Source organism: Microbacterium sp. A93, from assembly GCF_051842835.1.
This window is the reverse complement of record NZ_JBPXMT010000009.1, coordinates 110,161-132,952: the sequence shown is the minus strand read 5'-3', so window position 1 is coordinate 132,952 and position 22,792 is coordinate 110,161. Positions and strand designations below refer to the sequence as shown.

Below are 22,792 nucleotides of genomic sequence, written 5' to 3'. Positions count from 1 at the left end.
GCTGGGTCTGGTTGAGACCCGCTGAGTCTCACCCTGCAGTCTGTGCCCCGGTTCAGCCCGGCCATCTCGCGCTGAGTCGGGGCACCGCTGTCTGCACCGGCCCCGGCAGGGTGCCGAACGGCTCCACCTGCACCGGGTGCCCCTGGCGGGTGGACCGCTTCCAGGTCCCCACGGCGTGGCCCCGGTGCAGCACGGTGCCCTTGAACACCCCGTTCCGGCCGGGCACCACCCGGGCCTCCTCGGCCTTTGTCAGCACGGCGGAACGGTCCTGGTAGCCCAGCACGATCTCATCGAATCCGGGCAGCAGCAGCGGTGCGGCGGTGGCCCGGGCCCGGTCCGCATACCGGTCCGGCAGTCCGGCGGCCATCCAGTGCTCCCGGCCGCCGACGTCGGCCGCCTCCAGCTGGTCCGGGGCCTCGCCCTGGATCTCGCGCAGCGCGGCCCGCGCCTCCGTCTTGCCCAGCTTGGACCACCAGCAGAAGTCCTCCAGGGTGGCCGGTCCGTGGGACCGCAGGTAGCGCAGCAGCAACTCCCGCAGCGCCTCGTCCCGGCTACGCGCGGACGAGGCGGGTGGGGACGGGGCGTGACCGGACGGGGCGTGGGCGCCGATCCACTCCTGGACCAGCACGATCCGCTGCTGGTTGCCCTCGGTGGGACCGAAGCACAGCACCCCGGTCAGGGCCAGGAAGAAGATCAGGTGGTAACCGCGGCCGGAATCCACCGCGATCCCCTCCCGCGTCCAGGCCTCCAGCAGGCCGGCGCGCGTCAGCCCGGTGCCGGAGAGTTCCCGGACGGCGGTGGCCTCGGCGGTCCTCAGCGTGCCCGGGTCCAGGCCCAGCTCCTCGCGCCGGCGGCCCGTGGCGGTGAGCATCTTCGGGCCGGTCAGCTCCAGGATCCACCCGAGGTCCTCGGAGGCCACCACGAACAACGTCCCGCGCATCGGCCAGGACCGGACGATAAGGCCGGCGTCGTACGCCTGCCGGACGGCCGCCGTCGTTCCTGTGGTGTTGCGACTGGTGCCCCCGGTGCTGCGGCCGGAGCCGCCGGGGGCGGAACGCAGCGCCAGGGAGATCGTGGATCCCGGATAGTCCTGGCCCTGTGTACAGGTCAGGGACCGGGCGGCCTCCACGGGCGTGGGCCAGGGCTCGATCAGTCCTTGGGCGAGCAGGCGCATGCGGGCCACGAGCTGTGGGGTGAGTGTGAGCATGGGGTCTCCTTCGCTGGGGACAGTGTGCCACGGGCCCTCGCTGCTGCCCGCTGAACCTGAAATTCGGCTGGGAATGCCCCGAGACTGCACTGGGTACAGATTGACCGGAGTCCGCACAGAGTGAAGACTCGGGACATACCCGAGCGGTGGATCCCGCCCCGGGAGGACGCCACAAAGGAGAGACCATGAAGCGATTGATCACCCTCGGCATCGGCGCGGCCCTCGGTTACCTACTGGGCAGCCGCGAAGGCCGGCAGAATCTGGACAAGTTCGCCAAGAACGCGCAGAGCTTCTGGAATGACCCGAAGACGCAGGAGCAGGTCCAGCGCGCCACCTCCACCGTCAAGGAGCAGGCGCCCGTGGTGGCGGAGCGGGCCGCCGGGCTGGCCGACAAGGCCACGGAGGCCGTGAAGGACAAGGCCCCGAACCTGGCGGAGAAGGCGGACAAAGCCAACGCCGCCGCCCACACGGCCACCCAAAAGGGCTCCGACGCGACCCAGGGGCTGGCGGACAAGGCCTCCAGTGCCGCGGAGAAGTCGGCCGGCAAGCACGCCACCGGTGACTCCAACGCCTCCAGTGGCGACACCACCGTGAAGTCCTCGAACGGTGACGTCCTCTCGGATCCCTCCCAGTCCCTCGAGAGCGAGGGTGGCGGACCCGACCGCTACTGATCCGGATCCGCCCCACCACGGTCCAGCACGTTAGAGACCCCGGTCCCCGTTCGGGGGGCCGGGGTCTCTGCCTGCCAGCACGCCGTGGGCCTCTCCAACGCCGCCTTCAGGCCCAGAGTGACCCGACCCCCACCGTGGTGACATCCATCGGTCACATGATGCGCGGGGAGGGGAGGGCGAGGGATCAGGCGGTGACGCGGTTCCGCAGGGCGAAGCCGGAGCCGTAGTGGTTCAGCGGCAGGTGGTCGCCCTTGCCGAAGAGCTTGTGGCGCATGGTGCCCTCGGTGTACTCGGTCTTGTACCGGCCGATCTTCTGCAGCTCGGGGACCACGAACTCCACAATGTCCTCGAACGTGCCGGGGGTGATGTGGTAGGCGAGGTTGAAGCCGTCCACATCGGTCTCGTCCTGGATCCGGGCGAGCTCGCGGGCCACGGTCTCCCCGGAACCGATGATGACCGGGCCGAAGCCGCCCACGCCGCACCACTCGGCCAGCTTGCGCACGGTCCACTCGATCGAGTCGTCCCCGGAGGCCTTCTTGAAAGTCTCCACGGCGGACTGGATGGCGTTGGACTTGACGTCACCGATCGGCTCGTCCAGCTCGAACTCGGCCAGGTTGATGCCCATCCAGCCGGACATCAGCACCAGTCCGCCCTCCACGTCGATGTACTGCGTCAGCTCCTCGTACTTGGCCTGGGCCTCCGCGTCGGTGGCACCGGTGACGATCGTCTGCATGGACATCACGCGCACGTCGTAGGGGTCGCGGCCAGCCTCGGCCAGGGACTGCCGGATCTTCGCTGTGGTGCCCTTGATCAGCTCATCCGTGGGCGAGTTGATGAACACGGCCTCGGCGTGCTTGCCGGCGAAGGCGCGCCCGCGGGTCGAGGCCCCGGCCTGGTAGATCACCGGGGTGCGCTGCGGGCTGGGCTCGGTGAAGGCGATGCCCGGGGTCTTGAAGTACCCACCCTCGTGCTCGATCCGGTGCACCTTGGTCGGGTCGATGAAGACGCCGGACTCCTTGTCATACAGGACTGCGTCGTCCTCCCAGGACCCTTCGAGCAGCTTGTAGACCACGTCGAGGTACTCATCGGCGTGGTTGTACCGCTCGTCGTGCTCCATCTGGTCTTCCTGGCCCATGTTGATGGCGGCGGACGGCAGGTAGCCGGTGACCACGTTCCAGCCCACGCGGCCCTCGGTCAGGTGGTCCAGCGTGGCCAGCCGGCGGGCGAACGGGTACGGGTGCTCATAGGCGGTGCCGGCGGTGACCCCGAAGGTGAGGTTCTTCGTGACGGCGGCCATCGGCGGGACCACGAGCAGCGGATCATTGACCGGCACCTGGGTGCCGGCCCTCAGGGTGGCCTCGTCCGAGGAGCCGTAGACGTCATAGGGGCCGAGGACATCCGCGATGAACAGGCCGTCGAACAGGCCCTTCTCCAGGGTCTGGGCCAGTCCGGTCCAGTAGCCCAGCGTGTTGTAGTCGCGGGCGTGGTCCTCCGGGTGGCGCCACAGGCCCGGGGACTGGTGGGCCACGCAGTTCATGTCGAAGGCGTTGAACAGGATCTCCCGCTGGCCGGCGGGTGTGACGGGCACACCCTCGGGGAGGCGGGCGGATGCTGCGGATTCAGGGGTGGGGACAGACACGATGATGCTCCTTCCATCGGTTCTGGCGGTAGCACCTGTCCGGTACACGATGTGCCCGGTGGTTGCTGCGGCGTCGTCGAGCCAGATCTCTCAGCCGCTCTGGATGGTTACCTGTAGATTGCACCACACCCCGGCGGTCCGGTACCAACCGCCTCGTCACGAGGAGTCACTCCAGGTTCAGCCCGCGGCCAAGACCACGATCGGCTCGGTGGTCGGGGCCTCCGAGCCGCCATCGGGTTCCACGGTGACGGCCATGGCGGCACCGGCGGGGACCTGCTGCATCCTGACCAGGGCGCGGCCGCCCTGGACCTGAAGCAGTCCCGCCGGCTGGGGCGGCTGCTCACCCTGGATGGTCCACAGCTGGTAGTCGTGCCCGTCGGCGGGATCCGGCAGGTCCCGCACGGCCAGCACGGCCTCACCGTTGGGTGCCATGGCGGCCTCCGCCGCTCCGCCTCCGGTGACGGCGGACTCGAGGCGTTGTGCCCCGTCCACCTGCAGGACCTGTTCGAGGGCGGTCAGCTGCTCGCCCTCGGAGATCCCGGGCGCCTCGACCCAGGGCTGCGTCACCAACAGGCCCACGGCGACGGCGGCCGCTGCGGCCGCCGAGGCCACCGTCACCCACCAGCGGCGCCGGTCGGGTCGGCGTCGGGCGCGGTGCCGGTCCAGATCGGCGGGACGGGAGCGCTCGGGGCCGGGGTCCTGTTCCGTGCCGGCCGCGGCGCTCAGGACGCGGTCCCGCAACCCGGCCGGGGGCCGGGCGGGCGTGCTGGCGGCCAGCCGGGCGACCGTGCCGCTCAGGGCATCGGCGCGGGCCCGCAGCTCCGGGTCGGCCTCCAGCCGCCGTTCGAGGTCACGCCGTTCCTGATCGTCCACGGCGTCCAGCGCCCAGGCGGCGAGCAGCGCGTCATCCGGCCCGCCGCCGATCCCGCCGTCTTGCCCGCCATCGATCCCGTCACGGTGTCCATCGCGGTTCATCAAGCACCCACCCCCAAACAGTCCTGTAGTCGTTGCAGCGCGCTGCGCATCCGGGATTTCACGGTGGCCAGTTTGGCGCCCAGGCCTTCGGCGACCTCCCGGTAGGTCTGCCCGCCGTAGTAGGCCGCGGTCACGGCCTCGTACTCCAGCTCGGTGAGTGTGCCGAGGCACTCGTTCACGCGATCCCGGTCCTCCACGGCCTCGTTCCGCTCGGCGACGTCATCATGGGCGCGGTCGAACGCGGCCACCCCGGCCCGCTGCTCGCGGTCCCGGCTGGCCTGGGTGGACCGGATCAGGTCCACCGCCCGCCGGTGGGTGATGGAGCAGACCCAGCCGATCACCGAGCCGCGCGCGGCGTCGAAGCGGTCCGCGGAGCGCCACACGTCCATGAGTGCCTCCTGGGTGACGTCGGCGGCCAGGTCCGCGTCACGCACCACCTTGCGGGCCAGCCCGTAGGCCACCGGTGCCACGTCGTCGTAGAACGCGGCGAAGGCCTCGTGGTCACCGGACGCGCTGCGCTGCACCAGGCCCGCGAGGTGGCGGTCCCGCTCCTGGGGCCCGCGTTGCCCGGCGGTGGGCCCTGCCTCGCTCGTCATCACCTCAGCCTAAGTGGCGCTGCCTCCTGTCCGTGTCTGCCCCGCGCCGGATCCGGCGGGATATCCAGTGTTCGGAGCCGCGGCCGCCGCGGATGGGTCCGAGCCGCATCTCCTTCGGTGTGCCGGCTGGTGTGCCGGCTGGTGTGCCGGCTGGTGTGCCGGGAGAGCAGCCCGGGGATCAGGACGCCTCGGCGGTCCCGGTGGACAGGTAGGGGACGGGGCGGGTCCCGTTGACCTCCCAGTCACCGACCATCCGGGCCATGAAGGCCGCCGGGTCATGGCTCGCGACGGTCCGGGCGTTGCGCCAGTGCCGGTCCAGCCGCAGGTCCGTGCTGGTGGCGGAGGCGCCGAGCGTGTCGAAGATGCGGGTACAGGTGTCCAGGACCAGCCGCGGCACCACCACATGCGCCCGGTGCGCCGTCAGGGCGGCGCGGTACATCGCCTCGGCCGCCGCGCCGCCGTCGTGCTCCGCCTTCTTGCCCTTCAGATTCCCGACGCCGGCCCCGGCCCCTTCCAGCGCGCCCTCCGCCAGCGCGAGCGCGGCGTCCAGGTCCCGTCCCGCGGCCCGCACGAGTTCCTCGGCGGCCGCCTGCTGCGCGGACATCTCGCCGACGATCCCCAGCAGCTGGTCGTCATCGCGCGGGGTCAGGCCCCCTCCGGTGTTCGGCGAGCGCCGGCGCAGCCGGGTCTGCTCCACCCCGTCCCGCAGCGCGGCCCGCCCGATCCCGGCGAGCAGGGCCATCAGCGTGGACTCGTGGTGCAGCGGCACCGCACCGTCCTCCGGGGGGACCACCAGCAGGTCCTCGACACCCGCCCCGGAGAATTCCATGGTCCCGGTCCCGGTGAGCCGCTGGCCGAAGCCGTCCCAGTCGTCCTTGACGGTGACCCGTGGCTGGCGCACGCGCACCACGGCGAGCGCGAACCCGGCGTGCTGGCGGCGGCGGGCGCGGGAAAGACCCGGGTCCAGCCGGGCCGTGGCCAGGGCCCACGTGGAGAAGATGCTGCCGGTGGTGTAGTACTTGCTGCCGCTGATCAGCAGCTGTCCGGTCTCGTCCTGGGAGACCGTGGTGCCGACGTCCCCCAGTGCTGCGCCGCGCCCCTCGGACAGGGCGCTGCCGGCCACCTCCCCGGCGGCGATCCGCCCCAGCCAGCGGTCCCTCGCGGCGGGATCGGGTTGGGCGAGGACGTGCTGGACGAAGCTGAGATGGCTGCGCACCAGGTGGGCGGTGTTGGCGTCCACGGCGGCCAGGTCCATCAGCAGCCGGTAGGTGTCCTCCTGGCCCGCCCCTAATCCCCCGGCGGACTCCGGGACGCTGAGGGCGCCCAGGCCCTGCTCCCGGAGTTGCTCGAAAGCGGCGAAGGGAAGGTGGCGGCCGGCCTCCCGGGCCAGTTCCCCCTGCGCCACCTCGGCGAAAGCCGGGGCGAAGCGGGCGGACAGGGCGGTGTAGCGGGACGGCAAGGTCGTCATGAGAAAGGCTCCATCGGTCCTGGCGGTAGCACCCTGGCCCCTGACGGGCGGGTTGCTGCGGCGTCGACGAGCCAGATCTCTCGGCCGCTCTGGATGGTGGTCCCCTCCATCAGACCACAGGGGTTCGGTGGTTTCCAACCCGGTCCGGGCGGGTGATTACTGTTCGGAGACCGGGGTCAGGACGCCGGCGACCAGCGGGTTGTCCGTGGTCTTGAGGTACTCCTCGAAGCGAGGGTCGGAGAAGACCTCGACGAGTTTGCGGGTCTCCGGGGTGTCCTTGAAATCGGTCCCCACGATCAGCCAGGAGGCATAGGTCCGGGGCGGGTCCGGGAATAGGATGCCTTGGTCCCGACCGATCTTGCCGGCGTCGAAGATGTTGGTGTAGCCGAGGGCGGCGTCCACTGAGTCCAGGGTCCGAGCCATGGACAGCAGGTCGATCTCGGTGAAGTCGAAACGGCGTGGATTCTCCACCACGTCCTTGAGCTGAGCGGTGCGCGGTTCGATGTCCGAGTCCAGCCCGATCAGGCCCTCGCGCTCCAGCAGCCACAGCGCCTGGCCCTGGTTGGCCAGGTCTGTGGGCACGGCCACGGTGGCGCCGTCCGGTAGGTCCTCCACGGCGTCATACCGGGTGGAGTACAAGCCGAAGGCCCACTGGTAGATCTCCACCGTGGTGGACAGGTCGAAGTCGTTGCCCTCCGCCACCTGTTTCATGTACCACTGGTGCTCGAAGATCGTGGCGTCCACCTGCCCCTCCGCCACGGCCCGGTTGGCCTGGACCGCGTCCGCGATGCCCACCGCCTCGATCTCGACGCCGTAGTCAGGGGCGATCTCCTCGGCCACGAACTCGACCAGGCTCTCCTCCCCGGCCATGGCCGGTTCGTAGTGCACCTTCAGCGGCCGGGTGATCTCAGCCTCGCCGCCGGCGGCCACGGCCGGGCGGTTGGACTGCTGGATCACCACTAGACCCAGGGCCAAGGCGACCACCGTGGCGATGGCCGCCAGCGACCAAGGCAGCACGGAGCGGGACTTCCGCAGGGTGAAGCCGTGATCGTGTCCGGCCGTCGTATGCTCCCCGGTGGTCGCCGGGGCCTTCTTCTCGGGGTTCATAGGAGGTCCTTCAACAGGGGTGGGGCCGCTCAGGGCCGGGTCAGTGAACGGGCGATCCGGTCGCCGACGAACTGGACGAGCTGGACGGTGATGATGAGCAGGACGATCGTGCCGAGCATGACGGTCATGTCGAAGCGCTGGTAGCCGTAGGTCACGGCGAGGAAGCCGATGCCGCCCGCACCGATGGTCCCGGCAATGGCCGAGTACTCGATCATTGAGATGGTGTTCAGGGTGATGGCGGAGGCCAGGCCGGGCAGGGCCTCGCGCAGTTGCGTCTGGCGGATGATCTGCACTGGGGATGACCCCGTCACGAGACCCACGGCCATGTTCTCCCGCGGCAGGTCGTTCAGGGTGTTCTGGACCAACCGGGCGAAGAACGGGATGCCGGCGATCGTCATGGGCACCACGGCCGCGGCGATGCCCAGGGTGGTGCCGGTGATCCACCGGGTCAGCGGGATGATGGCCGCCATCAGCACGAGGAACGGCAATGACCGGCCCATGTTGACGGCCCAGCTGAGCACTCCGTAGGCCCGCTCCTGCGGGAACAGCCCGCGTGGGCTCGTGTTGTACAGCAGCACGCCGGTGGCGCCGCCGATCGCCACGACCAGCACCATGACGATGCCCACCATGGCCCAGGTCTCCCCGTAGGCCGGCAGCAACAGGGCAGGCAGCTCGGACAGCGGGGTGTCGGAGAGCAGGGGCTGTGAGGTGTCCGCGGTCGCGCTCATGCCGTCGCCCCCACCGTCGTGCCGGCCGGTACCCGGCGGGTGCCCGACGGCGGCGACCCGGCCTGGCCTGCACCCGCGCCTTGGCCTGTGCCCGCGGTGGCGCCGGTCCCGGCGGGACCGGACCGGCCGGCGTCGTTCCTCACGCGGGCGCTGAGCCCGAGTTCGTTCAGCGCGCCGATGGCGCGCCGGGCCTGCTCGGCGCGGACCCCGACGACGGCCCGACCCAGGGCGGTCGCGCCGCGGGCCTCGACGGTGCCGCCGAGCAGGGCCAGGCGGATCTGCTGGTCTACCGCCACGCGGGTGAACCATTCGGGGTCCACGTCCCCGTCCCGGTAAGCCAGGTCCAGGGCGGTGTCGAAGCCGGGCGGCAGCGGCAGCGCGGCGATCGGCAGCAGCTGTCCGCCGACGGTCGAGTCCTGGTCGGCCACGAGGGACGGCAGGGAGCCGTACTCCGCGAGCCGGCCGTGGGACAGGGAAGCCACCTGGTCGGCGACGTGCCGGACCACGTCCATCTCATGGGTGATGAGGATGATGGACAGGCCCAGGTCGGCGCGCAGGTCAGCGAGCAGGGACAGGATCTGCGCGGTGGTGTCCGGGTCCAGGCCCGAGGTGGACTCGTCCGAGAGCAGGATCCGGGGCCGCAGGGCCAGCGCCCGGGCGATGCCCACCCGTTGCCTCTGCCCGCCGGAGAGCTGACCGGGGTAGGCGTCAGCCTTGTGCAGCAGTCCGACGCGGTCCAGCAGCCCGGCCACCCGGTCCTGCATCTCGTGGTGGACCACCCCGAGGTTGCGCAGCGGCAGGGCCACGTTCTCGGCCACGGTGATACGGCGCAACAGGGCGGAGTGCTGGAAGATCGTGCCGATGGCGCGGCGGGCGGAGCGCAGCTGATGGCCCCGCAGCCGGGACAGGTCGCTGCCGTCCACCAGGATCTCGCCGCGGGTCGGCTTCTCCAGGAGGGAGATGCAGTGCGAGAGGGTCGTCTTGCCGGCCCCGGAGGGCCCGACCACGGCGGTGATGGAGCCTTCCGGCACCGTCAGGTCGATGCCCTTGAGCACCTCGACGGTCCCGCCGTGCCCCGTGTAGGACTGGTGCAGGTCGCGGATCTCGATCACAGCGCACCGCCGTCCCCGGGCTGGGACGCGGGCAGGGTGTCGGGCGGGTTCTCGGGCACGGGGATGCACGTCCTTCCATCGGTCCTGGCGGTAGCACCTGTCCGGTTCCCCGGTGGTTGCTGCGGCGTCGTCGAGCCAGATCTCTCGGCCGCTCTGGATGGGTTCCCTCAAAGAGGACCAGATCATCGGGGGTACGAACCAATTCGACGTCACATTCAGACCCGTCACGTCCTCCCGGCGCCGCCGGGGCGGCCCGGTGGTCCAAACCGCCCGAAGATGACGTTGCATGACGCCCGGCGCCGGAGCGCGCCGAGGACGCCGAGGCGCTCCGGCGCCGGACAACGTACCGGTGACCGGCGCAGAGCCCCTTGTGGGAGGACGATGGCGAGCCCTCTCGCGATTGACACGGGCACCCCCGGCCTACTTCACTGAAGTCAACAACCATCCAGAGCGGCCGAGAGATCTGGCTCGACGACGCCGCAGCAACCTCCCGCAACGATCCGGGAAGGTGCTCACGCCAGAACCGATGGAGAGTGATGCACCATGACTGCCCTGGCCGAGACCCTGGACCATGCTTCCGGCTCCTCCACCGGCGCCGCCAGCACGACCACAGCGGGACGCGACGGCGCTCGCAGCCTGGCGGTCGAATTCCGCGGAGTGGGCCGCTCCTTCCCGGCGTCCGATGGTGAGCGGACCGTCCTGCGGGACATCAACCTGACGGTGACCCCGGGCGAGGTCCTGGCCATCATCGGCGCCTCCGGCTGCGGCAAGTCCACGCTGCTGCGCGCCGTGGGCGGCCTGGACACCGGCAGCACGGGCGAGATCCTGCTCAGCGGCTCCCCGGCCCGCGCCTACGACTCCCGCACCGCCGTCGGCTTCCAGGAGCCGCGGCTGATGCCCTGGCGGACCATCCACCAGAACGTGACCCTCGGCCTGCCCCCGGGGACGAACCGTGCTGAGGGCCGCGAGCGGGTGAACCGGCTGCTGGAGCTGGTCGGCCTCGCGGAGTACGCCGGCCACCGGCCCCGCGAGGTCTCCGGAGGCATGGCACAACGCACCTCGCTGGCCCGCGCCCTGGCCCGCCAGCCAGGAGTCCTGTTGCTGGACGAGCCCTTCGGGGCCCTGGACGCGCTGACCCGGCTGAAGATGCAGGACCTGCTCCTGGACATCCACGCCGCGACTCCCACCACCGTCCTACTCGTCACCCATGACGTGGACGAAGCCCTCCAGCTGGCGGACCGCATCCTGTTGCTCGGTCAGGATCCCACCGCCGGGGCCGCCCCCGGAGCCACGGCACGCTCCGTGGTCACCGTCCCCGGCGACCGTCCGCGGGACCGCGGCTCGGCCGCACTGGCCTCGCTGCGCTCCGAGCTGCTCGCCGGCCTCGGCGTGGACGCCCACCGGCACTGACCGGACCGGATCCCCTCGCCCCACACTCCCCCGTCCTGCGCCGCATCCCTGATGGCGCGGAACGCACCGCACCCTCGAAAGGCACTCCCATGCGCACACGATTCACCTTGTCCGCGGCCGCTCTGGCCGCCACCGCCCTCATCCTGACCGGCTGCGTGGCCGGCGAGGGCTCCACCGGTGCCGCCGAGGCCGGCGACAGTGACGGCACTGCCGCCTCGGGCGGCGAGCTGAACATCGACTTCGCCACCTACAACCCGCTCTCCCTCGTCATCAAGGAGAAGGGCTGGCTCGAGGAGGAGCTCTCGGACGAGGGCGTCACCGTGAACTGGATCCAGTCGGCCGGCTCCAACAAGGCCAACGAGGCCCTGCGCGCCGAGGCCGTCGACGTGGGTTCCACCGCCGGCTCCGCCGCCCTGCTCAGCCGCGCCAACGGCACCCCCATCAAGACCATCAGCCTCTACTCCCAGCCGGAGTGGTCCGCCCTGGTCACCACCGCCGATTCGGACATCACCGAGGTCACGGACCTGGTCGGCAGGAGCGTGGCCGCCACCAAAGGCACCGACCCCTACTTCTTCCTCATCCAGGCCCTCGGGGAGGCCGGCGTGGACGAGTCCGAGGTCACCGTCCAGAACCTGCAGCACGCCGATGGCAACGCGGCCCTGAACAACGGCGCCGTGGACGCCTGGTCCGGGCTGGACCCGATCATGGCCGGCGCCGAGGCCGAGGGCGCCGAGTTGTTCTACCGCAACGTGGACTTCAACACCTACGGCTTCCTCAACGCCACGGAGTCCTTCCTGGAGGAGTCCCCCGAGCTGGCCCAGGCCGTGGTGGACGTCTACGAGCAGGCCCGCGCGTGGGCCCTGGAGAACCCGGAGGAGACCGCCCAGATCCTGGCCGAGGTCGCCGGCCTGGAGCCGGAGGTGGCCACCACGGTCATCGAGGAGCGGTCCAACCTGGACGTGGACCCGGTCCCCGGCCAGGCCCAGCTGGACGTGTTGGAGGTCGTCGGCCCGATCCTCGTGGAGACCGGGGACGTGGCCAGCCAGGAGAACGTGGACGCAGCCCTCGCCGAACTCCTCGAGCCCTCCTTCGCCGAGCAGGCCACCAGATGAGTTCACCCGTCACCACGGACGTCGCCCCGGCCCCGCAGCCGCGGGCCACACGCAGCACCCGGGGCACCCGTGGGGCCCTGGGCACCCCGGCCGGCCGGGCCGCCGTCGGGCTTCTGGTTCCGGTGCTGCTGGTCATCGCATGGTGGGCTGTGACGGCGGCCGGACTGTTCTCCCCGGTGCAGCTGCCCGCCCCGGCATCGGTGGTCCAGGCGGGACTGGACCTGGCCGCCGAGGGGGAGCTCGGGCACCACATCGCCATCTCGGTGCAGCGCGTGCTGCTGGGCTTCGTGATCGGCGGCGTCTTCGGCCTGCTGGCGGGCTCCGTGCTGGGCCTGTCCACGTGGGCGGACACCCTGCTCTCGCCGCTGATCGGTGCCATCCGCGCCGTTCCGTCGCTGGCCTGGGTCCCGCTGCTGATCCTGTGGATGGGGATCAACGAGGACTCGAAGGTCACGCTGATCGCCATCGGCGCCTTCTTCCCGATCTTCACCAACCTCTACGCCGCGCTGAAGCATGTGGACCCCCACCTCGTGGAGGCCGGCCGGGCCTTCGGCTTCCACGGGCTGCGCCTGCTGCGCACCGTGCAGCTGCCCGCCGTGGTCCCCTCCGTGTTCTCCGGGCTGCGGCTGGCCCTGGCCCAGGCCTGGCTGTTCCTCGTGGCTGCCGAGCTCATCGCCGCCTCGATGGGACTGGGCTGGCTGTTGAGCGATTCGCAGAACAACGGGCGCACCGACCGGCTGATCTTGGCGATCATCCTGCTGGCCGTCATCGGCAAGGTCACGGACACGATCCTCGGTGTGGTGGAACAGCGGGCCAACAGGCGCTGGGCCTGACAGTACTGTGTGCTCATGGACCAGGCCTCCCGAGAAGAACTGATCACCCACATCGCCGCAGGCGACATCCGCCGGGCGGGCCGGTTGCTCATCCCTGAGCTGATCGCCGCCGATGTCCGGCGCCACGAGGCCCACCGCTTCGGCGAGCTGATCGAGGGTGTCTGGTGGAGCCAGTTGGCCGATGCCGAGAAGATGGACCACACCGTGGCCATGGTGCAGCGGGTGATGCACCAGTCGCGGCGGCACGGGCTGCTCCCCGAGGTCCTGGGGTACATCCGCATCGTCTGTGAGGAGGCCTGGGAGCTCAGCTGGGACCACCGCCCCATCACCCGGGTCATCGACTCCACCCGGCCGATGTGGGAAGCCCCCCAGGACTGCACCCCGGAGGAGCGTGCGGCGCTGGGCGCCCTCTGGCTCCTGCATCACGAGCTGAAGACCGAGACCGCGAACTCCGTGGGTTCCCTCGCCCACCTGGTCTCGGCGGCCGAAGCAGGCCGGTGTCATGCGGCGAGGGTTAAGGAGCTCTCCGACGATCTGGACCGGCTCGCACTGCGATCGTGGCTGGTCGATCTGGCCGAGGAGACCGGGAACCGGCTCGGCGCACTCGCCACTGCCGCCGCGGCGGCCGCGGCCTCCCTCAGACCGGACTCGGGCTCCCTGCCGCCCAGCCTGGGGGAGGCCGTCGGTGCCCTCGAGGTTGCGGAGCGCGATGAGAGGATCGCCCCGGAGGCGGCCAGCGAACTCCGCTCCCACCGGGCGGCGCTTCGACGCCTGCAGGAGGCAGCAGATCAGGACTGGCTGCGCGTGGATGAGGGCACCATCACCCACGTGTTCCCGTTCGGGCTGCGCACGGACAGCCACACGGAGCTCATCGAGGCGGTCAAGTCCCACGGCTCCCGGTGGTCTCTGGCGGGCCGTCCCCTGGACAACGCCCCCAGCAGCCTGCTGCTGATCGACGACATCTGGCGCGGTGAGGACACCCTGAACCGCCGCTACGAGGGCACCCAGATCGACCTGCCGGAGGTGGCGGTGCGGGTCTGCGGCCGTGAGTACACCCTGGAGCCCAGCATCGTGCTGTCCCAGATCGGAAACCACCATCTGCGGTTCGCGATCAGCCTCGGCGAGGAACCCGCGGACGGTGGAGACACCGGTCTGCTCCCCCAGGAGATGGCAGCCCTCCGCCTGCTCTCCACCCCCGAGTACGGCGACCTCCAGGAACTCCGCCAGCCCCTGGACTTCGCCCCGCTGCCCCAGCCGTCCGCGGAACCGGGCAGCCCCGGCCGGCCCGGCGCACCCGCCGACCTCACCCCACCCGCCGATCCCGCCGGATGGCCGCGGCTGGGTGCCTTCGTTGCCCGCTGCCTTCAGGATCTGACGGAGAACCTGGCCGCCGTGGGCATCGAGTCCACCCTGAGCTACCGGGCCGGGATGTTCCACGTCATCACCCAGATCCGCCGGGCTTCGGCACTGCCCGGCGGCGATCCGGACCGGGCCCGCCCGCTCACGGCATCCTCCGAGCTTCCGCAGCTGTTCGGGGCCTCCGCGGTCTGCGGCCCCCTCGCCTCCGGAGTCGGCTCGATCGCGGACTGGGCTCTGGGATCCCCTCGGCTGGGCACCGTGGTGCCCACGGCCATCGCCACGGACACGCTGCTGATGGTGAACATCAACCACACGCTGATCGCCTCCTTCACGGCGCCCTCGTTCATGATCGCCAGCGTGTTGGAGGTGGTGGACTTCTCCGTCAGCCTCGAGGGGATGTTCGCCGCGTGGCAGGACGAACTCACCCGGCTCCAGGAGGAGATCCAGGCGCACCGGGAGCACTACCCGAACGTCGCCAGCATGGAGCAGGCCGAGCACCACGAGGTGGACCGGGTGATCGGCGAGCTGGAACAGTCGCACGTCCTGCTGCGCCGCTACGTCAGCGGGGCCCGGACCAGCCTGCTGTTCATCGACTCACCCGCCCTGGTGGCCTCCCCGGTGATCCGCCAGACCCTGAACGACCTGCTGGCGTTGAATCCGCTGTGGTCCCGGCGGGCCGAGTACACGGACGGGGCCGGGGATGCCCTCAGTGAACGGTACGAGGAGACCATCGGGGCCTGGGTGAAGCGCCGGCAGGACCGGAAGGAGGCCCGGAACCGCGTCATGGTCGAGACCCTGCTGGCGGTGGTGGCCGGGATCGGCATCTCCGGGATCGCCTCGCTCATGCAGGAGGGCTTCGGCATGACCGGCTGGTGGAACACCCTCTGGCTGGTCCTCGCCGTGGTCTTCCTGGCCGCGCTGATCGGCGTCCTGGCCTACCGCTGGACCCACACCCCGGGGCGCCGGCTCGGGTCCCGTGCCGCACGCAGGGAGGCCGAGCGTGAACGCCGCTGACACCCCCGGGCCCGACGCCGGCACCCGGGTGGACGATCCCCTCACCGTGGCGGGGTTGTATGAGCACCTGCTGGTCCCGAACTTCCCGGCCAGCGAGCTCATCACCGCGGCGGAGCTGGTGGAGTCGGTGGCCGCGGGGACGAGTACGGTCCGGGTGATCGGCGCCCCCGAGGACCCGCTGGCGATCGCCGTGACGGAGTCCTTCGCCCGGTCCCCGGCCGTGTTGTTGGGCTACTTCGCCACCCGCGCCGACCAGCGCGGACGGGGCATCGGCTCGGCGCTGTTGACCGGCCTGCTGGCCGGGATCGCCGCGGAGGAACCGGAGGTGTCCGTGGTGCTGGCCGAGGTGGAGCATCCCGCACACCACCCGGTCCACGCCGTCCACGGGGACCCGGCGGCGAGGTTACGGTTCTACGGCCGGCTCGGCGGGCACATCCTGGACCTGCCCTATGTCCAGCCGCCCGTGGACGCCTCTCAGGAGCCGGTCTACGGCATGCTCCTGCTCGCGCTCGCGCCGCCGGCCCGCTACGTCCGCGGCGACCGACTGCTGCCGGAGGCCGGCCTGGCCGGCGCCTTGGAGGAGATCCTGGCCGGCGCCGATCCGGAACGCCTGCCCGTGGCGGCGGCACTGGCGGCCGCCCGGCACCCCCGGGGGACACGGTTGATCCGGGTGGCGGACCTGGACTCCGCCCCCGTGGCCCTGAAGCCCTGAGCCTGGTCCCGGCTCCAGCCCCGGCCCCGGCCCCGGCCCCGGTACGGTCGCCGTCCCGGGGTCCGGACCGTGGGGTGGCCGGTCAGTAGACGACGATCGGCTTCAGCGTGGTGCCGTTCGCGGAATCCGCAAAGGCCTGGTTGATGTCCTCGAAGGGATACGTCTTGGTCAGCCGGTCGAAGGGGAACTTGCCGTTCGCGTGCAGGCTGATCAGCCGCGGGATGAACTCCTGCGGGATCGCGTCACCCTCCACCACCATGCTGACCTTGATGCCGCTGAGCAGCAGTGTGCCGATGTCGAACGGGGCCTCCGTGCCCAGCTTGGCGGCACCCACCAGGGCGCCGTGGCCCCGGGTGGCCAGGGACCGGGTCATCTGGGCGAAGACCGGCGGCACGCCCGTGGTGTCCAGTGCGTAGTGCACCCCACCACCGGTGATCTCCTTGATGGCCTCCACCGGATCGGTCTCCTGGGAGTTGACGGTGTGGGTGGCGCCCAGTTCCTTGGCGAACTCCAGCCGCTCCGGGACGATGTCCACCATGATGACGGTGGTGGCACCGGCGGCCAGGGCGGCCAGCATGCCGGCCATGCCCACGGCTCCCGTGCCGAAGATGGCCACGGAGGAACCGGGCCGGGGCTCCAGGACGTTCAGCACCGCGCCGGCGCCGGTCATGATGCCGCAACCGAGGGGGCCGAGCAGCTCCAGGGGCGCATTGTCCGGGACCTTGACGGCGCCGCTGGCCACCACGTTGGTGTGCTCGGCGAAGGAGGACTGGCCGAAGAAGTGGGAGCCGATCGCGCCGTCCCCGTCCGAGAAGGCGGTGGAACCGTCGGGGCGCCGGACCCCGAAGTTGCGGTCGTAGAAGTTCACGCAGAACATCGGGTGTCCCGCCAGGCACTGCTCACAACGGCCGCAGTAGGCCGGACCGATGACGACCTTGTCACCGACGGCGAAGCCCTCGACGTCGGCGCCCACGGCCTCCACGATGCCGGCGCCCTCATGCCCCAGAACGGCCGGCAGCGGGACCGGATACCACTGGTCCCGGATGATGGCATCGGTGTGGCAGACCCCGGAGGCCACGACCTTCACCTGCAGTTCGTCCGGGCGGGGGGCATCGAGCTCCACCTCGCGGATCTCCAGGTCAGCCTGGGGTGCGGTGGCTACTGCGGCACGTGTCTTCATGGTCATTCCCTTCCGGCACCATTCGGTGCTTTCCTGTGGCTCAACGTACTTTAACAGTAATCCTTTTCTCGAAAGATGTCATCCTGAAATCTGTTGCCCGAGGATTTCTCGGTCACCCGAGCCGGGTGGACTCCGCGTCGATGACGAGCTGCGCGCGCTGCAGGGTGTGCGAGGAGTAGGTGCCACCGGACCGTGCGTCCAGCAGGACGGCCTGCTCCACATCCACCAGTTGCCGGTGCAGCTCCCGGAACTGCTGGGCCGGGCTGTCCGGATCGACATCGGAGACCATGGCCGCCAGCACCTCGGTGGCGGCCAAGCCCCGCTCCCGGGACTGGGCGACCACCTCCTCCGCGAAGGGCCTGCCGTTCTCCCGCAGCAGCGCCTGGCGGTCCAGGAACACCTCCCGCGCCGCCACGATCTCCTCCGCCAGCCGGGCGATCTCCCGACGTTGGAGCTCCTGGTCGGTCCCCTTGATCCCGAGGACCCTGATCAGCATCGGGAGCGTGCCGCCCTGGAGCACGAGCGTCAGGATGGCCACGGAGAAGGCGATGAGGATCAGCTCCGAGCGGTACGGGATGCCGGCGGGCAGGGACTGCGCGGCCGCGAGCGTGATCACCCCGCGCATCCCGGACCAGGCCAGCACGGCCCCGCCCGCCAGCCCAGGCCCTGGGTGGAGAGGAAGTGCGCGTCCGCACGCCAACGGTTCAGCCGGGCCTCCACCCGGGGGTGGAGTGCCTGATCCCGGTCCGTCACCGACTCCAGCAGGTCATCCACCCGCCGCGCCCGCTCCGGCACCCGCTGCTGCCTCCGGCGCAAGGCTGCGATGAGCGGCACCACGAAGCCGATGCGCACGGCCACCAGCACGGCGGTGCACAGCAGGGCCAGGCCCACGGCGAACCACAGGCCACGCCCCGAGGATTCGGCATCGGCCACAATCGTGGTGATCTCGAAGCCCATCAGCAGGAAGACCCCGTTCTCCAGCAGCAGCTGGATGGTCCTCCAGTTGGTGCGGTCCGTGATCCGGTCCACCGCGCTGAAGCGCCGGGGTGCCTGGGGACGTTGACCGCCGCCGAATAGAGGATGGGCGGCAGGGCGATCATGAGGATCCATTCGGGCTCCAACAGGATCTGTGGGGCGCCGGGGATCAGGCTGCAGCCGATGCCCACCAGCACCAGCAGGATCGGTGCGGCGACCCCCAGCTTGGGCGCGAACAGCGAGACCGTCACGATGATCAGGACGCCGGCGACCGCCAGCAGTGCGAACTCTTCCATGCGTGTTCTCCGCTCCCGTGGGCCACTGCGCGCTCCAAGAATAGTTCGCCCCCCCTTCCGCGCCGCTCAGGTCATGAGGTGTAGGACCCAGCCCAGGGCGAGCATCAGGGCCGTGAGGATCGGGAAGAGGAAGACCGTCAGCCAGCTCAGGATGTCCAGAGAACTCCCCCGCTCCCCGGCCGCCGGACCGGCCCCGCCCGCTTCGGACCGCTGGGCGGGGCCCACGATCGGATCATCCAATCCGCCCCGCGCCGCCACCGCCCACTCCAGCGCGGCACCCAGGGCCAGGAGCCCCACCCCCACGGCGGTCACGGGAGCGGCGGACCACTGCCCCACGCTGGCGTCGAGGATCAGGACGGCGGCCACCACGGCGGCCGCATACAACGCGCAGACCCCCAGGAACATCCAGGTCCGCTCCACGGCCATCCGCAGGACCGCATCGGTGGCCAGAATCAGGACCACAAAGGCCGCCACCAGGAACCCACCGCTCACCAGCAGCCCGGCCGTGACCTGGATCTGCCCGGACCCGAACAGCCACTCCTCCGCGCCGATGCTCGTGACGAACAGGCCTAACAGACCGAGTCCCAACCCGAGGAGCCACCGAGGGTCCCGGTCCTCGGCGGTCCGGCGGGAGGGCGCCGCCTGACGGGCATACTCCTTCGGCTCACCGAAGGCCTCCCGGGCCGATTCACCCGAATCGACGATATGGCTCTCCACCAGGACGAGCGCGTCACCGATGGCGGCCCCCGGCACACCGAGGAGCCGCTGTTCCAGGACGAAATCCTGCACCCAGTCCTTCTCCGCGCTGGGCGCCCACCGGACAAAACCCAGCGAGCCTCCCGGCTGAGGCTCCGATCCACCGCGCACTGCCTTCATGTCAGTTCCTTCCCTCGAGGCCTACGGTTTCCTCCGGTGGTGGACAGCGCGCCGTCCGTGAGCGTCCGGGTGGTCGCGGTGAACGCGGCCCATCGGGCCGCCTGCTCTCCCGCCTCCTGGCGTCCCTGCTCGGTGAGCGCATAGAACTTCCGGCCGGGGCCGCCCTCGCCGGGCCGCCATTCGACCTCGAGGAATCCGGCCTCCTCCAACCGACCCAGCAGCGGGTACAAGGTTCCGCCCTTGACGGTCCCCAGGCCCGCCTCGGCCAGACGCTGGATGATCGCATAGCCATAGCTGGAACCGTCCGTCAGGATGCGCAGCACGCAGACCCCGAGCACACCCCGCAGCCATTCACTCGGCCAGTTGTCCCCCGTCATGACTAGATCGTATGACTGACTAGTCAGACAGGTCAACTACTCCTTCGCCGGGCGGGCGGTGGAGCATGACGTCGAGGCGGCCTGCAACGCAGCCCTCGGATATGAGTCCCAGAACCGCCCCCTGGACGGTGGCCTTCTGCATCACCGGTTTGTTCTCGGGCTCCACGCCTATGGCAAGGTTTGCCAATCGGGTCTATTGTGGTCCCACGGCGACGATGAATGTATCCCTGCCCGACGCGCTTAAAGAGTTCGTGGAGGCGCAGGTTGATGAACGTGATTACGGAACTAGCAGTGAGTTCGTCCGCGAGTTGATTCGGCGTGAGCAGGCGCGGACGCAGCTGCGTGCCTTGGTGGTGGACGGGATGGGCTCCGGGCCGGGGTCGGAGATGGACGAGGCGCACTTTGAGCAGATGCGTGAGCGGATCCGACTCTCCGGGTCGTGAGCGCGCGCCGGGTCGTGACCACTCGGCGTGCCGATGAGGACATCGCCGCCGCCATCGAGCACTACTTGGGCCAAGGTGCTCCGACGGCGGCTTTGGCCTTCGTCGACGCATTGGAAGATGCGAAGGTCCTCATGGGCGAGCATCCGCAGCTGGAGTCGACGCGCCTGGCTGCCGAGGTGGATATCCCCGAGTTGCGCACCATGGCCCTGCGTAGGTTCCCGTATCTGACTCTCTACACCGACGATGGCGATGCCGTCCGGGTCCACCGGGTGCTGCACACGGCGCGGGACATCCCCTCGGGACTCTTCGACGGCTAAACGGGAAGGTCAGGGGGCCGTATCCGATGGTGGCCGGCCCCGCCACCGCTTAGCACTGCTTCACCCGTTTCGCCCCGCGGCGGTGCCGGTCCTAGAGTGGACGACGACCATCCCGAGCGGCTGAGAGATCTGGCTCCGTGACGCCGCAGCAACCCGTGGTCCTCGCCGCCCCCTCCCGGAGAGCTGCGTCGGCCACCAGGTGCTACCGCCAGATTCGATGGAAAGAAGGTTCCACCCTTGTCTGCCGCCCCGAACGCCACCAGCGCCGAAACCGCCGCCCTGCCCGCCCCGCTGCCGGCCGCCGTCGTGAATTCCGCCGACACCACCATCCACCCGGGCCGCCCCGCCCACCTGCTCCACGGCGGGCTCGGCGACGGCGAGCCGGTCAGCGAACAGGACCGCCTGGACTTCTGGGACCAGGCCGCCCGCCGCCTCGACTGGGACACCGAATGGCACACCACCCACTCCTGGACGGCACCGGACCCGCTCACCGAGCGTGGACCGGCGATCCGCTGGTTCGAGGGCGGCAGACTCAATGTCGCGGCGAACTGCGTGGACCGGCACGTGGTGGCCGGGCGCGGTGAGAAGGTGGCCCTGTACTTCGAGGGCGAGCCGGGCGACCGCCGTGCCGTCACCTACGCGCAGCTGCAGCGGGAGGTCAGCCAGGCCGCGAACGCGCTGATCGAGTTGGGCATCGGGAAGGGCGACCGCGTGGTCATCTACCTGCCGGTGCTGGTGGAGACCGTGGTCATCACGCTGGCCTGCGCCCGGATCGGTGCCGTGCACTCCCTGGTGTTCGGCGGCTTCTCCGCCGAGGCGCTGAAGTTCCGGGTGGAGGACACGGGCGCCAAACTGCTGGTGACCTCCGAGGGCCAGTTCCGCCGCGGGAAGGCCGTGCCGGTCAAGACCAACGCGGACGCCGCCGTCGCCGGGGACAACGCGATCGAGCACGTGCTGGTGCTCAACCGCACCGGACACACGACCGTCGGCACCGGCGACGGTGAGATCGGCTGGACCGAGGGCCGAGACGTCTGGTGGCACGAGATCGTGGACCGGCAACCGGCCACCCACACCCCCGAGGCCTTCGACGCCGAGACCGAGCTGTTCATCATGTACACCTCCGGCACCACCGGCCAGCCCAAGGGGCTGGTGCACACCTCCGGCGGCTACCTCGTCCAGGCCTCCTGGTCCCACGACTTCCTGTTCTCGAACCCGGACGAGTCCGCCCGTGAGCAGGACGTGCACTGGTGCACGGCGGACCTGGCCTGGGTCACCGCCCACACCTACGAGATCTACGGCCCACTCTCCAACGGCGTCACCCAGGTCCTCTACGAGGGAGTGCCGAACGCGCCGCACCCGGGCCGCCACTTCGAGGTCATCGAGCGGTACGGCGTGACCTCCTACTACACCGCGCCCACCCTCGTGCGGTCCCTCATGGGCTGGTTCCCCGAGGGCATCCCCGCGGAATACGACCTGAGCAGCATCCGCCTGGTCGGCACCGTCGGCGAGGCCGTGAACCCGGAGGCCTGGACCTGGGCGCGCACCCAGATCGGCCGGGACCGGCTGGTCGAGCTGGACGGCCGGCTGCAGGCCGAGACGCACGACGGCGGCGCGCGGGTGGCGCGCGACGGTTCCGTGGGCGTGCCGATGGTGGACACCTGGTGGCAATCCGAGACCGGGGCGACCATCCTCTCCCCGCGGCAGACCGACGAACGGTTCAAGCCCGGCTGCGGTTCCCGCCCCCTGCCCGGGGTGGATGTGGCCGTGGTGGACGAGGCCGGCGAGCCCGTTGCCCCCGGCCTGCAGGGCAAGGTGGTGGTCACCCGCACCGGGCCGGCCATGGCCCGCACCGTGTGGGGCAACCCGCGGCGCTACTTCACCTCCTACTGGAAGGACTACGCCGAGCAGGGCTGGTTCCTGGCCGGGGACGGGGCGAAGTATGACGAGGACGGGGACCTGTGGATCCTCGGCCGTATCGACGACGTCATCAACATCTCCGGACACCGGCTGTCCACCATCGAGATCGAGTCCGCGCTGGTGTCCCACCCGGGCGTGGTGGAGGCCGGCGTCTGCCCGGTGCCCGATCCGAAGACCGGGCACGCCGCCGTCGCGTTCGTGGTGGCCCGAGCCGGCGTGGGTAAGGAATCCGCGGAGGAGCTGCGCCAGCACGTGGCCACCATGATCGGCCCGGTGGCCAAGCCGCGCGAGGTGGTGTTCGTCCCGGACGTGCCCAAGACCCGCTCGGGCAAGATCATGCGCCGCCTGCTCACCCAGCTCTACGAGGGCACCGCCCTGGGGGACACCACGTCCCTGCAGAACGAGCCCTGCGTCGGCCAGATCGCCGAGGTCATGGCCGAGCGTTCAACGGTATCGGCGGACTAGACG

The 22,792-nt window shown here is 70.6% G+C and carries 23 protein-coding genes and 5 riboswitches; of the genes, 9 read left to right on the top strand and 14 right to left on the bottom strand.

Going from position 1 to position 22,792, the window contains the following annotated elements; translation table 11 throughout:
* Positions 1 to 52: 52 nt before the first annotated feature.
* A complete protein-coding gene (locus ACSU1G_RS21840; RefSeq protein ID WP_439282127.1) occupies positions 53 to 1,207 on the bottom strand; it encodes a winged helix DNA-binding domain-containing protein in 1,155 nt (384 codons plus the stop codon).
* A gap of 185 nt (positions 1,208 to 1,392) precedes the next feature.
* On the opposite strand from ACSU1G_RS21840, the gene ACSU1G_RS21835 reads away from it, so the two are divergent.
* Complete coding sequence (locus ACSU1G_RS21835) at positions 1,393 to 1,878, top strand: YtxH domain-containing protein (protein WP_439282126.1); 486 nt, start codon at positions 1,393 to 1,395, stop codon at positions 1,876 to 1,878.
* 184 nt (positions 1,879 to 2,062) lie between these two features.
* Here the strand turns inward: ACSU1G_RS21835 and ACSU1G_RS21830 are convergent, their stop codons facing one another.
* The 7 genes from ACSU1G_RS21830 to ACSU1G_RS21800 all read right to left on the bottom strand — a co-directional run bounded on the left by ACSU1G_RS21830 (position 2,063) and on the right by ACSU1G_RS21800 (position 9,503).
* On the bottom strand, positions 2,063 to 3,466 hold the full coding sequence (locus tag ACSU1G_RS21830; protein WP_439282341.1) for an LLM class flavin-dependent oxidoreductase: 1,404 nt from the start codon (positions 3,464 to 3,466) through the stop codon (positions 2,063 to 2,065).
* Positions 3,467 to 3,527: 61 nt separating this feature from the next.
* Positions 3,528 to 3,627: riboswitch (SAM riboswitch) on the bottom strand.
* Between the two features lie 67 nt (positions 3,628 to 3,694).
* The gene (locus ACSU1G_RS21825) at positions 3,695 to 4,492 is read right to left on the bottom strand and encodes an anti-sigma factor domain-containing protein (protein WP_439282125.1); all 798 of its coding nucleotides are present in this window, start codon (positions 4,490 to 4,492) and stop codon (positions 3,695 to 3,697) included.
* Positions 4,492 to 5,088 carry a sigma-70 family RNA polymerase sigma factor gene (locus ACSU1G_RS21820; protein ID WP_439282124.1) on the bottom strand — a complete coding sequence of 199 codons (597 nt, stop codon included), beginning with the start codon at positions 5,086 to 5,088 and terminating at the stop codon, positions 4,492 to 4,494. Before ACSU1G_RS21820 ends, ACSU1G_RS21825 begins: the two co-directional genes overlap by 1 nt.
* A gap of 178 nt (positions 5,089 to 5,266) precedes the next feature.
* Complete coding sequence (locus ACSU1G_RS21815) at positions 5,267 to 6,556, bottom strand: acyl-CoA dehydrogenase family protein (RefSeq protein WP_439282123.1); 1,290 nt, start codon at positions 6,554 to 6,556, stop codon at positions 5,267 to 5,269.
* 7 nt (positions 6,557 to 6,563) lie between these two features.
* Positions 6,564 to 6,656, bottom strand: a riboswitch (SAM riboswitch).
* Positions 6,657 to 6,712: 56 nt separating this feature from the next.
* Positions 6,713 to 7,663 (bottom strand): MetQ/NlpA family ABC transporter substrate-binding protein, encoded by a 951-nt coding sequence (locus ACSU1G_RS21810; protein ID WP_439282122.1) that lies wholly within the window; start codon positions 7,661 to 7,663, stop codon positions 6,713 to 6,715.
* Positions 7,664 to 7,692: 29 nt separating this feature from the next.
* Positions 7,693 to 8,391 carry a methionine ABC transporter permease gene (locus tag ACSU1G_RS21805; RefSeq protein ID WP_439282121.1) on the bottom strand — a complete coding sequence of 233 codons (699 nt, stop codon included), beginning with the start codon at positions 8,389 to 8,391 and terminating at the stop codon, positions 7,693 to 7,695.
* The gene (locus ACSU1G_RS21800; protein ID WP_439282120.1) at positions 8,388 to 9,503 is read right to left on the bottom strand and encodes a methionine ABC transporter ATP-binding protein; all 1,116 of its coding nucleotides are present in this window, start codon (positions 9,501 to 9,503) and stop codon (positions 8,388 to 8,390) included. The genes ACSU1G_RS21805 and ACSU1G_RS21800 overlap by 4 nt, the downstream gene beginning before the upstream one ends.
* 72 nt (positions 9,504 to 9,575) lie before the next feature.
* Positions 9,576 to 9,667, bottom strand: a riboswitch (SAM riboswitch).
* 274 nt (positions 9,668 to 9,941) lie between these two features.
* Positions 9,942 to 10,036, top strand: a riboswitch (SAM riboswitch).
* 10 nt (positions 10,037 to 10,046) lie between these two features.
* On the opposite strand from ACSU1G_RS21800, the gene ACSU1G_RS21795 reads away from it, so the two are divergent.
* The 5 genes from ACSU1G_RS21795 (at position 10,047) to ACSU1G_RS21775 (ending at position 15,943) form a co-directional block, all read left to right on the top strand.
* Positions 10,047 to 10,913 carry an ABC transporter ATP-binding protein gene (locus ACSU1G_RS21795; protein WP_439282119.1) on the top strand — a complete coding sequence of 289 codons (867 nt, stop codon included), beginning with the start codon at positions 10,047 to 10,049 and terminating at the stop codon, positions 10,911 to 10,913.
* Between the two features lie 89 nt (positions 10,914 to 11,002).
* Positions 11,003 to 12,025, top strand: coding sequence for an aliphatic sulfonate ABC transporter substrate-binding protein (locus ACSU1G_RS21790; protein ID WP_439282118.1), 1,023 nt, complete (start codon positions 11,003 to 11,005; stop codon positions 12,023 to 12,025).
* Complete coding sequence (locus ACSU1G_RS21785) at positions 12,022 to 12,858, top strand: ABC transporter permease (RefSeq protein WP_439282117.1); 837 nt, start codon at positions 12,022 to 12,024, stop codon at positions 12,856 to 12,858. Before ACSU1G_RS21790 ends, ACSU1G_RS21785 begins: the two co-directional genes overlap by 4 nt.
* 15 nt (positions 12,859 to 12,873) lie before the next feature.
* On the top strand, positions 12,874 to 15,231 hold the full coding sequence (locus ACSU1G_RS21780) for a hypothetical protein (RefSeq protein ID WP_439282116.1): 2,358 nt from the start codon (positions 12,874 to 12,876) through the stop codon (positions 15,229 to 15,231).
* A complete protein-coding gene (locus tag ACSU1G_RS21775; protein WP_439282115.1) occupies positions 15,218 to 15,943 on the top strand; it encodes a hypothetical protein in 726 nt (241 codons plus the stop codon). The genes ACSU1G_RS21780 and ACSU1G_RS21775 overlap by 14 nt, the downstream gene beginning before the upstream one ends.
* Positions 15,944 to 16,025: 82 nt before the next feature.
* Here ACSU1G_RS21775 and ACSU1G_RS21770 read toward each other — a convergent pair whose 3' ends face one another.
* The 6 genes from ACSU1G_RS21770 to ACSU1G_RS21745 form a co-directional block, all read right to left on the bottom strand.
* Positions 16,026 to 17,123 (bottom strand): NAD(P)-dependent alcohol dehydrogenase, encoded by a 1,098-nt coding sequence (locus tag ACSU1G_RS21770; protein WP_439282114.1) that lies wholly within the window; start codon positions 17,121 to 17,123, stop codon positions 16,026 to 16,028.
* A 112-nt stretch (positions 17,124 to 17,235) separates the two neighbouring features.
* On the bottom strand, positions 17,236 to 17,766 hold the full coding sequence (locus tag ACSU1G_RS21765) for a hypothetical protein (protein WP_439282113.1): 531 nt from the start codon (positions 17,764 to 17,766) through the stop codon (positions 17,236 to 17,238).
* Positions 17,736 to 18,152 carry a hypothetical protein gene (locus tag ACSU1G_RS21760; protein WP_439282112.1) on the bottom strand — a complete coding sequence of 139 codons (417 nt, stop codon included), beginning with the start codon at positions 18,150 to 18,152 and terminating at the stop codon, positions 17,736 to 17,738. The genes ACSU1G_RS21765 and ACSU1G_RS21760 overlap by 31 nt, the downstream gene beginning before the upstream one ends.
* Complete coding sequence (locus ACSU1G_RS21755) at positions 18,080 to 18,394, bottom strand: hypothetical protein (protein WP_439282111.1); 315 nt, start codon at positions 18,392 to 18,394, stop codon at positions 18,080 to 18,082. Before ACSU1G_RS21755 ends, ACSU1G_RS21760 begins: the two co-directional genes overlap by 73 nt.
* 66 nt (positions 18,395 to 18,460) lie before the next feature.
* On the bottom strand, positions 18,461 to 19,270 hold the full coding sequence (locus ACSU1G_RS21750) for a hypothetical protein (protein WP_439282110.1): 810 nt from the start codon (positions 19,268 to 19,270) through the stop codon (positions 18,461 to 18,463).
* Positions 19,267 to 19,647: a PadR family transcriptional regulator gene (locus ACSU1G_RS21745; protein ID WP_439282109.1), complete on the bottom strand. Its 381-nt coding sequence runs from the start codon at positions 19,645 to 19,647 to the stop codon at positions 19,267 to 19,269. Before ACSU1G_RS21745 ends, ACSU1G_RS21750 begins: the two co-directional genes overlap by 4 nt.
* Before the next feature lie 215 nt (positions 19,648 to 19,862).
* On the opposite strand from ACSU1G_RS21745, the gene ACSU1G_RS21740 reads away from it, so the two are divergent.
* The 3 genes from ACSU1G_RS21740 to ACSU1G_RS21730 all read left to right on the top strand — a co-directional run bounded on the left by ACSU1G_RS21740 (position 19,863) and on the right by ACSU1G_RS21730 (position 22,789).
* Positions 19,863 to 20,090: a type II toxin-antitoxin system ParD family antitoxin gene (locus ACSU1G_RS21740; RefSeq protein WP_439282108.1), complete on the top strand. Its 228-nt coding sequence runs from the start codon at positions 19,863 to 19,865 to the stop codon at positions 20,088 to 20,090.
* Entirely contained in the window at positions 20,087 to 20,407 is a 321-nt protein-coding gene (locus tag ACSU1G_RS21735; protein ID WP_439282107.1) for a type II toxin-antitoxin system RelE/ParE family toxin, read from the top strand. Before ACSU1G_RS21740 ends, ACSU1G_RS21735 begins: the two co-directional genes overlap by 4 nt.
* A 104-nt stretch (positions 20,408 to 20,511) precedes the next feature.
* Positions 20,512 to 20,631: riboswitch (SAM riboswitch) on the top strand.
* A gap of 13 nt (positions 20,632 to 20,644) precedes the next feature.
* Positions 20,645 to 22,789, top strand: coding sequence for an AMP-binding protein (locus ACSU1G_RS21730; protein ID WP_439282106.1), 2,145 nt, complete (start codon positions 20,645 to 20,647; stop codon positions 22,787 to 22,789).
* The last annotated feature ends 3 nt before the right edge of the window (positions 22,790 to 22,792 follow it).